Below are 13,157 nucleotides of genomic sequence, written 5' to 3'. Positions count from 1 at the left end.
AGTCCACTCGCCGTAACACCGAGTGGACTATTCGTTGTACAGATCAAATAACAGCTTTCATTCCTGTCCTGCTTCTCAAATCCAAATCTTATGGAGCCATCTCCAAAAACTTGGCTGTAGGATTTTTCTCTATAGCTGTCCGCATTGCATACTCATTTTCGAACAAGGCAACATAATTGCCCTTCTTGTCCTTCACCAGCGTAGAGTTAATACGGAATTTGCTTGGATCAATCTGATCATCCACAATCCAGCGTGCAAACTGGAATGGCATACGCTGAAGATGTACATCAACTCCATATTCACCCTTCATGCGGTACTCAAATACTTCAAATTGCAATTGACCAACAACGCCCAGCAGCGTATCGTCAAAGCTTACCGTACGGAACACCTGAATCATACCTTCCTCGGTCAACTGGTCAATACCCTTCAGATACTGCTTGTGCTTCAAGGCATTTTTCACCGTTACCTTGGCAAAAATCTCAGGTGAGAAGGTCGGCAACTCATCAAATACAACCTCTCCACCTTGACTGAGTGAATCCCCAATACGGAAAATACCCGGATCAAACAAGCCGATAATATCGCCCGGGAAAGCTTCCTCGACAATATCGCGGTCCTGCGCGAGAAACTGCTGTGGTTGGGACAACTTAATCTCCTTGCCCATCCGTACATGCTTAACACTCATCCCCCGTTGGAACTTACCAGACACAATACGCAGGAATGCGATGCGGTCACGGTGAGCCGGGTTCATATTGGCTTGGATTTTAAATACATAGCCGGTAAATTTCTCGTTCGTCGGCTCGATTTCCCCCGCTGTACTGTGACGCGGCTCCGGCTTGGGAGCAAGCTGAAGAAAGTTTTCCAAAAACGTTTGAACTCCAAAGTTATTAATCGCACTACCGAAGAATACAGGCGTTAATTCCCCGCGCTGTACTTTCTCCATGTCAAAAGGGTCACCCGCAACATCAAGCAACTCCAGATCCTGACACAATTGGTCATGCAAATACTCACCCGCCATTTCGCGAATGATTGGATCATTGTAATCCTCCACTTTTTGTACCCTGATCGTGGAATGGTCGTCTCCCTGAAACAGCTCGACCTGATTTTTGACACGGTCATAGACACCACACAGCTCACGTCCTGTACCAATTGGCCAGTTCATAGGCACTGAACGGATGCCGAGCACCTGCTCCAGCTCCTCCATCAGATCAAAAGGACTGCGTCCCTCACGGTCCAGCTTGTTAATGAAGGTGAAAATCGGAATGCCACGCTTGGCACAAACCTGAAACAGCTTAATCGTTTGCGCTTCCACACCCTTCGCTACATCAATCAGCATGACTGCGCTATCCGCTGCTGTTAATGTACGATAAGTGTCTTCACTAAAATCCTGGTGACCTGGGGTGTCCAGAATGTTAATGCGATGTCCATTATAATCAAATTGCATAACTGAGGATGTGACCGAAATTCCCCGCTGCTTTTCAATTTCCATCCAGTCACTCGTGGCGTGCTTGCTTGCCTTACGCGCTTTAACTGAACCGGCAAGACGAATCGCGCCCCCGAACAGCAGCAGCTTCTCCGTCAGTGTCGTTTTCCCCGCATCCGGGTGAGAAATAATCGCAAACGTGCGTCGTTTGTCGACTTCCTGTTGAAGTATATCCAGTGTTTTACTCATTTCACATATCCCTTCATGATCAAATCCATTGCGTTCCTGCTCAAGCTATTCATAAAAAGGCCATGATGCACGCCTGTTATCGTAAATTCATTGGTGCTATTGGTTTCTTTACCGTTAGATCCAGTATTCGGCGTACTCCGTTACCATATTCATTATAAATTCGATCTATTTACATGTTTTAGCCTGCCTTTAACGTATAATCAGTTGCAAACCGAAAACCTGAGACTAAGTTATTATAGCACACTCCGAACGCAAAGCATCCCCTTACATCCTGAACAGGACGTAGGGGGATGCTGAACAATTATCTGGATTACTGAGTGCCGCCTACCCGCCAGATGACATTATCTTCATCCTGGCCGCTGACCGGCCACCATTTGAAGCCATCTTGCTCCAGCAGCTTATGAGCTCCTTCCGGTCCCCATGAGCCTGCAGCATAAGTTTCCAGCGTATCAGGGGCTTGTTGCCATGCTTTGGCGATCCGATCCACGAATCTCCATGCTGTCGCAACCTCATCCCAACGCGTAAAGTACGTAGAGTCCCCTTCAATCGCGTCCATCAACAACCGTTCATAAGCCTCAGGTGAGTTGATGCCGACCATACAGCTTTGGCAGAAATCCATAGCCAGCGGTTCAATATCCGATTCCGAACCCGGCTTCTTGGCATTAATCTTGATGTAAATGCCCTCCATCGGATTCACCCGGATCACGAGTAAGTTCGGTTCCAGCTTATGCTTTTGACCAAGATATACGTTCGTAGGCATGCTCTTAAATTCCACAACGATTTCGGTTGTCTTTACAGGAAGACGTTTGCCGGTACGAATGTAGAAAGGAACCCCTGCCCAACGGAAATTATCCACAAATACGCGTGAAGCAAAATAAGTCTCTGTGCTCGACTGTGGATCAACCTTGTCCTCTTCACGATACCCCGGCAACTGCTGACCGCGATAGCTTCCTTCCGTGTATTGACCACGTACCACATTAGTCAACACATCCTCTGCGGATTCAAAAGGACGCAGCGAACGCAGCACTTTCACCTTTTCATCACGGATATCCTCAGGGAGCAAACGACTCGGTGGCTCCATTGCAATCATCGTCAGCATTTGCAGCATATGGTTCTGTCCCATATCCCGCAGAGCGCCGGAATGATCGTAATAACCCCCGCGTTCCTCTACGCCCACGGTTTCACTAAGCGTAATTTGCACATTGGAAATATGCTTATTATTCCACAATGGTTCAAAGAAGGCGTTTGCGAAGCGGATCACTTCGATATTTTGCACCATTTCCTTACCAAGATAGTGATCAATCCGATAAACTTCTTCCTCTTCAAATACTTCGCGTATTTCAACATTCAGTTCTTGCGCAGATTCCAGATTATAACCAAACGGCTTCTCAATGACAAGACGATTCCAGCCCTTGCCATCCATCATACCGCCTTCTTTGAGGCTCTTCGATACGCTTCCAAACAGTTCAGGGGCCAAGGCCAAATAAAACAAGCGGTTCCCCGGAATGCTGAATTTCTTCTCTATGGTCTCTGTCTGCTGTTTCAGTTCATGAAACCCTTCGACATTGTTGATATCCAGTGATTTATATTCAAAATGCTCGGCAAATGCCTGCCATTCTTGATCGTTTTCTGCCTTGTAACGGCTAAACTCCTGTATCGAAGCGTACAGGTCATTACGGAATTCTTCCTCTGTGCGAGGGCGTCTCGCTACGCCAATAACGGCAAAATCCTCACTCAGCTTCCCTTCGCGGTACAAGCTGTAGATCGCAGGAAAAAGCTTGCGGCGGGCCAAATCGCCCGTAGCACCAAAAATAAATAACACAGCGCCTTGCATCACAACAGATTCATTATTAGGTATGTCAGCCATGAAGTACCTCATTCTTCCCATGACAAGATTCCGCTTCCACAGCCCTCGAAATCCGCATGTAGTATTGTGTATACTTATTCAAGATCATACTTGATTTTCGACAAACATGGAACTGAAGATTTGATGACATTTTAGCATATTCGGCATGGATAAGCTATCCGATGAATCATAAATTTACCTTATAAGTCAGTATTCTATCGTAATCAGCGGAAAACCGATCGTAATACGAGTATCCTGATGCTCCTCATCTTCATGCACAGCCATCTGCATATGCACCTGATGCTCACCACTTTGAACTGCCAGAGGTAGCTTCGGTGCTTCATAGGATACAGCCACCGTCGTCGCATCTGTATATCTTTCTTTTGCCTTTATGGACAAGCTTCCTGCTAAACGTGTCTCTGTCAGCTTCATCAGTTGGTCCACGGGCTCATTTGATTTCAGCGAATGCTGAATGGATGTATTCCATACTGCTTGTACTCCCACAGCCGCCAATTGTTCAGCACAAAGCTTATGCAGCCGGATTAACTGCTCACGTCCTGCATGGCTACTCTCCAGCTGAACGACCGTATACCATTGACCAGCTAGCTGCTCCATCACGTTTAAGCGGATTTTCAGTTCTCCACTTCTGCCAACAGATCGATACACCGTGTGTCCATTTTCCTCAACCTTGCTTACGGCGGGAATATTCAGTTGATCGGCTATCCGGTCCGCCATGGCTGCCGGATCATCACCGTAAGAAGTCCAATTACCTTGCCATTTCACAACCAGCTTATCCAGTGTACCAGGAGCCTGATCCGAGACGGTCAATACAGAGCGCAAGTCCGTTTCTGCCTTAAGGGAATCATATCCGGTAGCCTGAAACGTCCCGTAACGCCAGCCTACCAGTAACAGCAACATTCCGAACACCGCGATAGCGACAAGCCCTTTTTGGATGACCTCTGCTTTTAACATCATGGTTCCTCCCGCTCCACTAGCATCCGATTCCTGGAGGCACATTCTGGGTGTTTTTTTCGGCTGGCTTGGATTCTATTAATCTATCAATAGCTTTCCCGTTGCAAGAGGTTTTATACACGCAAGAAGCAAAAGCACATCTTTTAAAAATATTCGTTCACCTGCTGGGTGTTTGACCATACATTATAGGCACCATGAGAATAGACTATGATCACAACGTACCTTATTCAGAAAGAGGTGAAATCATGTTTCCCATATATCCTGTAAATGAAGCCAAGGTGGCACCTCACGGTGGACGTCTGGTCTGTGCTGTTCTGCATGACGGTACACGACATATTGGCATTCTCAGCGGGTGTAGCAAAGGTAAGCTGATGCTGAACGGATATCCATCCTCCTTTTCTAATAGTCTCTATGCCGGAAACTATATTAACAAGGGAAAACAAGAAGCCAAGAAGATATGCTCCAAAAAGAAAAAAAGAAATCCTAAAAACAAAGCAAATTCCTCTGCCAAAATAAGCAGCTTAATCAATCCCCCCAGGGAGCCGCTGAGTCCATCCCCTCCCTATGGTGGATATCGTGGATATGGATACGGAGCCGGACTTGCGCTGGATTTGGCCTTAATCGCCTTTCTGTTCTTACTTATTTAAATACCGTTTTAAGGTTCGAAAAAAACCGGAGAGCTGCCGCAGTCTCCGGTTCGTTGTATTCACCTATTTAATTTGGAACCTGTTCAGCAGCGTAAAATGGCTCCATTCTTTGGTATTTCATAGTATCAGTCCGTTCTACACGTTACTCCGCTAATCCGTTTTTGTAGGCATAGATTGCCGCCTGTGTGCGGTCCTCTACCCCCAGCTTGGCCAGAAGGTTCGTGACATGAAATTTCACTGTCTTGATCCCGATGATCAGCTCATCTGCAATATCCTGATTGGATTTACCCTGTGCCAACAGCCGGAGCACTTCCATTTCACGATCCGTCAGTTCCGCATGCGCAGGCGCTTCAGCCTGCGGCTGGCGAAATCGGTTCATCATCTTGGAAGCCACCTGTGATTCCAGCACAGACTGTCCGCGTGCCGCTGCACGGATCGCATCCGCAACCTCGGATGCACGGGAGGTTTTGAGCAGATAGCTGAACGCGCCTGCTTCAATAACAGGATACATTTTCTCATCGTCCAAATAACTCGTCAGTACGATGACCTTCGTCTCTGGAAGCAGGCGTGTCACTTGGCGAGTCGTCTCAATTCCATCCATGCCGTCCATAACCAGATCCATTAAAATCACATCCGGCTTGTATTCCGTAGCCAGTCGTATGCCTTCTTCCCCGCTTCCGGCCTCGCCTACCACTTCAATGCCTTCTTCCGTGCCCAACACCGCCGCCAGACCAATCCGCACCATTTCATGGTCGTCTACCAGCAGTACGCTAATCGGCAATTCCGTTTCCATGATCATCGTTCCTTCCGCTTTCATCATTTATAACCGGCACCGATACCTCAATTCGTGTTCCTTTCCCCGGAGCCGTTATATACTGGATAGCTCCCCCAATCTCGCTGACCCGCTCCTGCATCGTGGACAATCCATACGAAGTCTGCTTTTTATCATCCAGCTCGAATCCAATTCCGTTATCCCTAATCGTTAACCGAACGGAATCCGGGCGTTGCACGATACGAATCTCCATGCGGCTTGCTTTGGCATGACGCAACGTATTAGACATAGCTTCCTGAACGATGCGAAACAAATGGTTCTCAATACCTTTAACCAACTGCACTCCGCTCTCCATCTCAAAATCAATCTCCATGGGAACCTTGGCCTGCAATTCCTGTATCAAATCACGCAATCCTTGTTCCAGCTGCTTGCCCTCCAAATAAACAGGTCGTAAATGAAGCAGTAACGCCCTCATTTCGGATTGCGCCACCGAGGACATTTCTTCAATCAATGCAACCTGACGCTGCGCCTTGTCAAAATCCTTATCCAGCGTCCTGCCTACAGCCGTCGCCGTCATCGAAATGGCGAACAATTGCTGCGACACTGCATCATGTAGCTCCCTCGCCAATCGCTGCCTTTCCTCGACAATCGCGGTCACTCTGGCCTGCTCTGCCAGCTGTGCATTGTTGGTGGACAGGCGTTGCAAAGAAGTAACCTGCTCTTGCCATTTGTGCCCGATTCGCTCCAGTTGCTCACCCAGCCTGCCCAACTCATCATGACCCAGTGGCGGCAGCTCCCGGGCAGGGGTCCCCTTTTCCCACATCAGCAGCGTCTCCCGCAGCTTTTCCAGCCTGCTTTTGAAGCGATAGCTCTCATAAAAACCGTATATTGCCCCGGTGCCAATCAGTACCATGACGACGGCTCCCACAAATTTCAATATCATTCCCCAGGTTGGGAACGACTTCACATATCCATATGTATACAGCATATAAAAAACAACTACGCCCACAACAACACACAGGAGGATACCTTCACCCATACTGCGGGTTACCATGTTGGACGTTTTTTTATGATTCATCCCGGCTCCTCCTGATCAATAAAATCGGACACGCACATCGCCCGCCAAATACGAAATGACAAACTTCACTTTATATTCACTCTGCGCATAATTGGGTGACTTCCAAACCAGACGATTGAGCATACCCGCCTCATGATCACGGTCAAATTGAATCTGCCCGAACAACACGAACATTTCCACCTCTACACCGTAATTATCCGGTAGCGTGATGTCAATATCACCGAAGATCCCCTGCAAAAATATAACGGACTCACGTTCTTCCGGAAGTGCCAACGTCAAATCAGCATCCACATCCCCAACTACATGCCATATACTTGTGCTGCGCAAGCTCCACGGCACTTCGTCCCATTTATGATTGGATATAAAATTGTGCTTGAATATCGAGCTTTGACCCTTATGCAGCTTTCTTGAACGTGAATAAAATACAGCTAGCGACCCTATAGTTACTAGCACAAAAAGGAATAGATGATCCAGTACGAGTAGCCCTGCCCCGATTGCGAGCATTCTATAGCCCTTTTTGATTTTGGAATTACGAATCTTATATATTCCTGCCAACATCAGGATCAGTGCAATCACGGAGAGGAAGCCAATCCACTGACCGAATAAAATGATAATCCCGATTGCGATACCTGCCAGTGCCAAGACTGATTTCCTTTTCTCCATGCTGCACCCCCTTTATATACAGGAAGGAAAAGCCATAGTGGCGCGACAAGCCGCCAAATGGCTTTTCCGAGCCATACAGATTGAGCACTATAATTGACCAGTGTCCATTCCATAAAGCATATCATAATGTCTTATTTTCGAGTAGTCAGTCCTTCTTTATATCTACTGGTTTAGCACCCGTTTGAATTTTGGATTTGAGCTGTTGAAGCTGCTCATCCACTTTAAACTGTTTTTCAGCCTCTGCCGGATTGACATACGCTTCTCCCGGAGCTTGACGGTAAGGGGCACGCAGTACGTCAGCTTCTGCTTCCATTTGCATGATTTTTTCTTCCATGCGGTGAAAGCCCAGCGAAGCAGATCCGCTTTCAATCGTGTGCAGACTGTTGATTTGCGACATTTGTTTTTTGGCTTTTGCCATTTGAGCGCGAGATACCAGCTCATTGCGCTTGTTGCGCATTTTGTAGAACTCATCCTTCATGTCGTGAAGCTGCTGCACCAATTCTTTGGCTTGAAGCTCGGCTTGCGAGTGCAGGTCGCGGTATTCATCTTGTTTTTGTGTAAAATAGATCTTTTCGCCTAGCAGCTTGCGTGCTACTTCCTCCTGGCCGTTCCGCAATGCGGATTCTGCTTGTTGTTCACGCTCATTAGATACTCTTACTGCTTCCTCCAAGCGCTGTTTCATGCGACTTTCATTTGCCATTTGCTTGGCAACCGTTACTTCTGCCTCGTGAATTTCCGCCTCCATATCACGCAGATATTGGTTTAGCATAATAATCGGGTCTTCCACTTTATCCAGCACTTCATTCACCGATGCTCTTGTCATATCCTTCATTCTTTTAAAGATTCCCATTATTTACGATCTCCCTTCTCGAATTGCTCTAATTTTTTGCGTAACTCTGCCAACTCTTTTTTCATTGCTTTTTTCTCGATATCTTCCATCATGGAATCTAGATCACTGTTAGGACCTGTGTTAAATTTGGATGAATGACGGGCATCTTGACCAAAAGATTGGTTCGGATTACCGTATGCTCCGCCCTGATTGTAACCAGTTCCCGGTCCATACTGTGAACCGGTGCTGTTCCCGCCATAATAGCGTGAATCCTGTTGATTGTAAGGCCCGCTGTTGGGACCAAATCCTCCATCATAAGGGGATCTCGGCTCCTTGGAGATAACCAGCGCCGCAATCACATAAATCATAAACGTGGTTCCTGCTGTAATAAAGAAACTGATCACAACCAGAATACGAATCCAAGTTGAGTCCATCCCTGTTGCATCAGAAAGACCGCCGCATACACCTGTTAATACTCTATCCCGGTTTGATCGGTAAATTCGGGTCATAATCAACTTACTCCTTCCCGCTGTTGTTCAGCTTGCTCTTCAGTCTCGCCCACTCTTGTTCGAGCAGCGATTCGCCGCCATGGGCATCCTGCGTGTGACCGCCTTCTCCCCGCCGCAAATCACGCAAGCTCAGCGTTTCTGCTTCCATATCGGCTACCCGATCTTCCAAGCGGTTGAACATTCGGGGAACATTTCGTCCACCGTATGTACCTGCCCGTTCGTTCATCTGCTGCTGGAGTCTCAACGTTTGTACACGTGCCGCATAATACTGGCGTTTACTGTTTACCGTTTGATATTCCGTTTTTAAGGTATTTAGCTGATGCTCCAATTCACGTAGCGATTCACGGCTCTGCTCCCACAGTTCTCCATACTGCTCTTCTTTTTCTGCGTACAGCATTTTTTCCTGAAGGGCCAGCTTTGCAATGTGTTCTTCATCTGCCTTTAAAGCCAGCAGCGCCTGTTCCTCCCGTTTAATCTGCATGGACACTGCGTGATCCAGTTGTTGCTTCATCTGTCTTGTGTGCACTGCGTATTGCTGATGAAGCTTTTCCGCTTCGGCAATATCCTCGCGGGTGTTATATAAGAACTGGTCAATCAGTTGTATCGGATCTTGGCTTTGTTCCAAATGCTCATTGAAGGTCGCTACGGTAATATCACGCATTCTACGAAACACACTCATTTGCGTCTTCTCCTTTCACATTTCGTATTTTCATATCTTCATACTTCGTTTCTGTAATTCACATTACCCGTGAATCCATCAATCTCAGTAACGTCTTCTGCGGTCACTCAGCAGTGAAACACCGAATATGATTAACCCAATTGCCAGCAGTGGCCCCAGAAGCCATGACAGCTTGCCTAGTAAAACCAGTACCCCGATTACAAGCACAATCCATCCGAAGACCACATTTCCTCTTTTCACACCGTAGTAACCTAGCATGATCATCACTATCGGGATTAAGTAACCGATCAAGTGTCCTACAAAGTAACCGAAAAATGGAGTAAACTTACCGAGCAGCATAATCGAACCCAATACAATCAGTACAATAGCCAACCCATTGCCTTTGTTAACTCTCATCATCTCTCACCGCCTTTCACTGTGTCTTGCTTATGTCCTTATTGTACGCTGATCCGCAGTTCGCCAAAACGGACCCCAGACGGTTTTTGAACCTAGACCTAAGTCGGGGGTGCATACAGACCTGCGGCTATCACCCTCTATGTTGTTCTGACGCACGGGCTGCTGGGTGTTGCTCACCCGCTTGCTTAGAGCGTAGTGAAAGGACGAGACAAGCCAGTAACGCTATAGCTGCAACCATATAAGGCAGGTTAATATGAACATCGAACAGCAATCCTGCAATCAGTGGTCCGATCACATTACCCAAACTTGTATAAGATGAGTTCATTCCAGCCACGAACCCCTGCTCATCCCCTGCCTGCCGTGATAAGGATGTGCTTACGGCTGGACGAAGAATGTCCATGGCCAGAAAAATGATAAAAGTCGTCAACATAATCATGGCGTACTGCTCGGCAAACAGTGTCAAAAAAATGAATAATCCCGCAACAGCCAGACAGATATGAATGATCTTTTTCTCGCCAAAACGATTAATAATCCAGCCAAATATAGTCGCTTGGACAACTGCACCCAGAATGGAACCTGTGGTTATAATGATGGCAATATCCACTGGCGTAAAACCATATTTATGATCTACAAACAATCCGAACACCGTTTCAAAGTTAGCCAGCCCAAAAGCAACCACAAACACAATGACCAATCCCATGAAATAAGGAGAACGATACGACTTGGCAAATTGCTGCAAAAGGTTTTCCTTTTGCCGTGGAAGCTCTGTATTATACCGTTGCTTTTCCTTGCTTAAGGATTCGGGCAGCACTAGCAAAGACAAGATAGCGGCTATCCCCGCAGCTCCCGCGGCTGCAAAAAAGGGAATACGTATTCCGTAAGTGGCCAGCAAACCACCAATGCCTGGTCCGATAATAAACCCAGTGTTAATCGCTGCGTTAATCATCCCCATTCCCCGGCCTCTTTCCTCGAATGAGGTCACGTCAGCGACATACGCCATAATAGAAGGAGTAAGCAGTGCGGCCCCCGCTCCGCCCATGATTCGAGCTACAAACAAGGTAGGTACCGAACTAGCCAGTCCAAAAACAAGCTCGGACAACATAAAAATAAACATACCCGAAACGATCAATTTTTTACGTCCATAACGATCAGACCACTTGCCCGCCAATGGTGATAACAAAAGTTGCGTCAGGGCAAAAGACGCGACCATCAGTCCCATCGAGGAACCATTCATTCCCAGCTCGCTTATAAATTTAGGTAATACGGGAACAACCAATCCAATCCCCATGAATGCCAAAAAGATGTTAAGCATCAGTAACAGCATAGCTCCTCGATTTCGTGTCAGCATAGACATGTTTCAATCCTTCCTTTTCCTGTGTATCTTTTTATTATTTATCATTTCTTAAACTTGCTTACCTTATCTTTCGGAAACAATAAAACTTAAATAGTTTTATCAGTTTTCTTATAAAAAAATAACCTCTTCAAATATGTAACATATTGTTGAGGCTATTTTCTATTTTTTGACCAGTCCAAATAACAAAATATCTACAATAGAATAAATAGCCTCCTCTACTGTCACACTGTTATCCAGAAAAAATCGCTGATCAAGCGTTAAATTTATAGAATCAATAATAAGTCTCATGATGAGAGCCTCGTTTTTATTTACAATAATCCCTTCCTGGATGCCCTGCTGGATTAATGCTCTGATCTGGGGCCAATCATTCAAATCGGTATGCACCCTTTTCCAATGCTCAGGATAATATTTTTTCATTTGATCCAGGATTCGTAAATCATAAAAATCATTGTATTGCGGTATGACCCTGATCGACTGCTTAATCTTCTCTAGCAAGGTTAATTGATCGTTTTCGACAATTTGCTTGGTTTTTCGAATCATATCATCATTCGTACGCTCTATAAGCGTTTCTAAAATGAGTGTTTTGGACGAAAAATGCTCATATAAGGTACGCTTACTAATAGCGAGTCTTTTTGCAAGATCATCCATGGTAAATTTCAATCCACTTTCATGCGTCTCCTCCACAAAAGCTTCTAGAATCCTTTCCTTCATATTCATCCCCCATCCTTTATACCAAATTAAACTATAAACGTTTTTTCAGTACCAATATCCTACTACACAATTAAAGTACCGGTCAAATTTACATTTCTATAAAAATATAAATATAACCATCACCTCGTAGTTAAGCGTATGATAAGACCTTGTTAAAGTACCACTGATCTTCGCTACTCAGATCAGCGGCTTTAAGATTCATATTTTTTCCTTTTCAATCTAAAATGCTCAGTGTGGTATTAATAATACCCGATAACTTCTCTTGATTGGTTGCTGTTTTGACCAACGTACGTAACCCTAACCAAGCATTCATGAAGTAATGAGAAAGGGCTTCAGGGTCAAGCTGAGCTTCGAATTCACCTGTTTGTTGACCAATAAGAATGAGATTATATAACAACTTCTCCGTTTTTGAATAGCTATCTTCAACTAAGGAGGCAACTTCTGGATCTAATAATCCCAACTCCACACCCGAATTAACGATGAAACACCCTTGGGGGTCTCCTTTTTTCTGTAGAGTGGTCTCAAAAAATTGTCGAATTAATTCCTTAACCGGTTCTTGCTTGTCAACCAATAATCTCATTTTGTTGTTTTGAATAGCCTCGTATCGTTTGAGTGCATTTATAAACAAAGCATGCTTATCCCCAAAAGTATCATAGATGCTTTTTCTGTGAATTCCCATAAAGTCGACTAATTCTTGCATCGAGGTTTTCTCGTACCCTTGCATCCAAAAGAGTTGTATCGCTTTATCTAATACTTCATTAACTTCAAATTCTTTATATCTTGCCATTTCCATCACCTCATGCATTCATTATACATTTAAGTAGATGATCAGCAAACTTGAGGGTAAAACGCAAAAAAATCAAAGCGTGTGCTTTTGAAGCCTTGAAGCATATTAGAACAACCGAAAAACAGTTCGATTTATCAACTTTATATGTTTTGACCCACGCCTGTTGAATAACCAAAAAATAGTAGAAAAAAGACCGTCTTTTCTGTAGAATCGTTTGTACCAACAAGCGATTCAGAAAGAGGACG

The 13,157-nt window shown here is 45.5% G+C and carries 14 protein-coding genes; 1 reads left to right on the top strand and 13 read right to left on the bottom strand.

What is annotated here, in order from left to right; all coding sequences use genetic code 11:
* Positions 1–88: 88 nt before the first annotated feature.
* The 3 genes from ACIFO6_RS03070 to ACIFO6_RS03060 all read right to left on the bottom strand — a co-directional run bounded on the left by ACIFO6_RS03070 (position 89) and on the right by ACIFO6_RS03060 (position 4,487).
* Complete coding sequence (locus ACIFO6_RS03070; RefSeq protein WP_430038050.1) at positions 89–1,669, bottom strand: peptide chain release factor 3; 1,581 nt, start codon at positions 1,667–1,669, stop codon at positions 89–91.
* Between the two features lie 310 nt (positions 1,670–1,979).
* Positions 1,980–3,536, bottom strand: a complete 1,557-nt coding sequence (gene zwf, locus ACIFO6_RS03065) for a glucose-6-phosphate dehydrogenase (RefSeq protein WP_430038047.1) — start codon at positions 3,534–3,536, stop codon at positions 1,980–1,982.
* 186 nt (positions 3,537–3,722) lie between these two features.
* Positions 3,723–4,487, bottom strand: a complete 765-nt coding sequence (locus tag ACIFO6_RS03060; protein ID WP_430038044.1) for a YwmB family TATA-box binding protein — start codon at positions 4,485–4,487, stop codon at positions 3,723–3,725.
* A 245-nt stretch (positions 4,488–4,732) separates the two neighbouring features.
* Between ACIFO6_RS03060 and ACIFO6_RS03055 the strand changes: the two genes are divergently transcribed.
* On the top strand, positions 4,733–5,134 hold the full coding sequence (locus tag ACIFO6_RS03055; RefSeq protein ID WP_430038041.1) for a hypothetical protein: 402 nt from the start codon (positions 4,733–4,735) through the stop codon (positions 5,132–5,134).
* A 142-nt stretch (positions 5,135–5,276) separates the two neighbouring features.
* Here ACIFO6_RS03055 and ACIFO6_RS03050 read toward each other — a convergent pair whose 3' ends face one another.
* The 10 genes from ACIFO6_RS03050 to ACIFO6_RS03005 all read right to left on the bottom strand — a co-directional run bounded on the left by ACIFO6_RS03050 (position 5,277) and on the right by ACIFO6_RS03005 (position 12,912).
* Positions 5,277–5,927: a response regulator gene (locus ACIFO6_RS03050; RefSeq protein WP_044648538.1), complete on the bottom strand. Its 651-nt coding sequence runs from the start codon at positions 5,925–5,927 to the stop codon at positions 5,277–5,279.
* Positions 5,905–6,984, bottom strand: coding sequence for a histidine kinase (locus ACIFO6_RS03045; protein ID WP_430038038.1), 1,080 nt, complete (start codon positions 6,982–6,984; stop codon positions 5,905–5,907). Before ACIFO6_RS03045 ends, ACIFO6_RS03050 begins: the two co-directional genes overlap by 23 nt.
* 15 nt (positions 6,985–6,999) lie before the next feature.
* Positions 7,000–7,647: a cell wall-active antibiotics response protein LiaF gene (gene liaF / locus ACIFO6_RS03040; protein WP_430038035.1), complete on the bottom strand. Its 648-nt coding sequence runs from the start codon at positions 7,645–7,647 to the stop codon at positions 7,000–7,002.
* A 145-nt stretch (positions 7,648–7,792) separates the two neighbouring features.
* Positions 7,793–8,497, bottom strand: a complete 705-nt coding sequence (locus tag ACIFO6_RS03035; RefSeq protein WP_430038032.1) for a PspA/IM30 family protein — start codon at positions 8,495–8,497, stop codon at positions 7,793–7,795.
* Positions 8,497–8,985 carry a PspC domain-containing protein gene (locus ACIFO6_RS03030; protein ID WP_430038029.1) on the bottom strand — a complete coding sequence of 163 codons (489 nt, stop codon included), beginning with the start codon at positions 8,983–8,985 and terminating at the stop codon, positions 8,497–8,499. Before ACIFO6_RS03030 ends, ACIFO6_RS03035 begins: the two co-directional genes overlap by 1 nt.
* A gap of 7 nt (positions 8,986–8,992) precedes the next feature.
* Complete coding sequence (locus tag ACIFO6_RS03025; RefSeq protein WP_430038026.1) at positions 8,993–9,664, bottom strand: PspA/IM30 family protein; 672 nt, start codon at positions 9,662–9,664, stop codon at positions 8,993–8,995.
* An 84-nt stretch (positions 9,665–9,748) separates the two neighbouring features.
* Positions 9,749–10,060 carry a LiaF transmembrane domain-containing protein gene (locus ACIFO6_RS03020; RefSeq protein WP_430038023.1) on the bottom strand — a complete coding sequence of 104 codons (312 nt, stop codon included), beginning with the start codon at positions 10,058–10,060 and terminating at the stop codon, positions 9,749–9,751.
* A gap of 130 nt (positions 10,061–10,190) precedes the next feature.
* A complete protein-coding gene (locus ACIFO6_RS03015; RefSeq protein WP_430038020.1) occupies positions 10,191–11,414 on the bottom strand; it encodes an MFS transporter in 1,224 nt (407 codons plus the stop codon).
* 159 nt (positions 11,415–11,573) lie between these two features.
* Positions 11,574–12,125, bottom strand: coding sequence for a TetR/AcrR family transcriptional regulator (locus ACIFO6_RS03010; protein WP_430038241.1), 552 nt, complete (start codon positions 12,123–12,125; stop codon positions 11,574–11,576).
* A 214-nt stretch (positions 12,126–12,339) separates the two neighbouring features.
* The gene (locus ACIFO6_RS03005) at positions 12,340–12,912 is read right to left on the bottom strand and encodes a TetR/AcrR family transcriptional regulator (protein WP_430038017.1); all 573 of its coding nucleotides are present in this window, start codon (positions 12,910–12,912) and stop codon (positions 12,340–12,342) included.
* Positions 12,913–13,157 lie beyond the last annotated feature (245 nt).

Origin of the sequence: Paenibacillus sp. NRS-1781, from assembly GCF_050467745.1 — a bacterium.
Taxonomy (GTDB): Bacteria; Bacillota; Bacilli; order Paenibacillales; family Paenibacillaceae; genus Paenibacillus; species Paenibacillus terrae_A.
The sequence above is the reverse complement of the archived record's forward strand: the minus strand, read 5'-3'. Positions and strand labels throughout refer to the sequence as shown.

Coding starts and splice junctions, on each gene's coding strand:
- ACIFO6_RS03070 (WP_430038050.1), bottom strand. CDS start 1,669: ATGAGTAAAACACTGGATATACTTCAACAGGAAGTCGACAAACGACGC.
- zwf (WP_430038047.1), bottom strand. CDS start 3,536: ATGGCTGACATACCTAATAATGAATCTGTTGTGATGCAAGGCGCTGTG.
- ACIFO6_RS03060 (WP_430038044.1), bottom strand. CDS start 4,487: ATGTTAAAAGCAGAGGTCATCCAAAAAGGGCTTGTCGCTATCGCGGTG.
- ACIFO6_RS03055 (WP_430038041.1), top strand. CDS start 4,733: ATGTTTCCCATATATCCTGTAAATGAAGCCAAGGTGGCACCTCACGGT.
- ACIFO6_RS03050 (WP_044648538.1), bottom strand. CDS start 5,927: ATGGAAACGGAATTGCCGATTAGCGTACTGCTGGTAGACGACCATGAA.
- ACIFO6_RS03045 (WP_430038038.1), bottom strand. CDS start 6,984: ATGAATCATAAAAAAACGTCCAACATGGTAACCCGCAGTATGGGTGAA.
- liaF (WP_430038035.1), bottom strand. CDS start 7,647: ATGGAGAAAAGGAAATCAGTCTTGGCACTGGCAGGTATCGCAATCGGG.
- ACIFO6_RS03035 (WP_430038032.1), bottom strand. CDS start 8,497: ATGGGAATCTTTAAAAGAATGAAGGATATGACAAGAGCATCGGTGAAT.
- ACIFO6_RS03030 (WP_430038029.1), bottom strand. CDS start 8,985: ATGACCCGAATTTACCGATCAAACCGGGATAGAGTATTAACAGGTGTA.
- ACIFO6_RS03025 (WP_430038026.1), bottom strand. CDS start 9,664: ATGAGTGTGTTTCGTAGAATGCGTGATATTACCGTAGCGACCTTCAAT.
- ACIFO6_RS03020 (WP_430038023.1), bottom strand. CDS start 10,060: ATGAGAGTTAACAAAGGCAATGGGTTGGCTATTGTACTGATTGTATTG.
- ACIFO6_RS03015 (WP_430038020.1), bottom strand. CDS start 11,414: ATGTCTATGCTGACACGAAATCGAGGAGCTATGCTGTTACTGATGCTT.
- ACIFO6_RS03010 (WP_430038241.1), bottom strand. CDS start 12,125: ATGAAGGAAAGGATTCTAGAAGCTTTTGTGGAGGAGACGCATGAAAGT.
- ACIFO6_RS03005 (WP_430038017.1), bottom strand. CDS start 12,912: ATGGCAAGATATAAAGAATTTGAAGTTAATGAAGTATTAGATAAAGCG.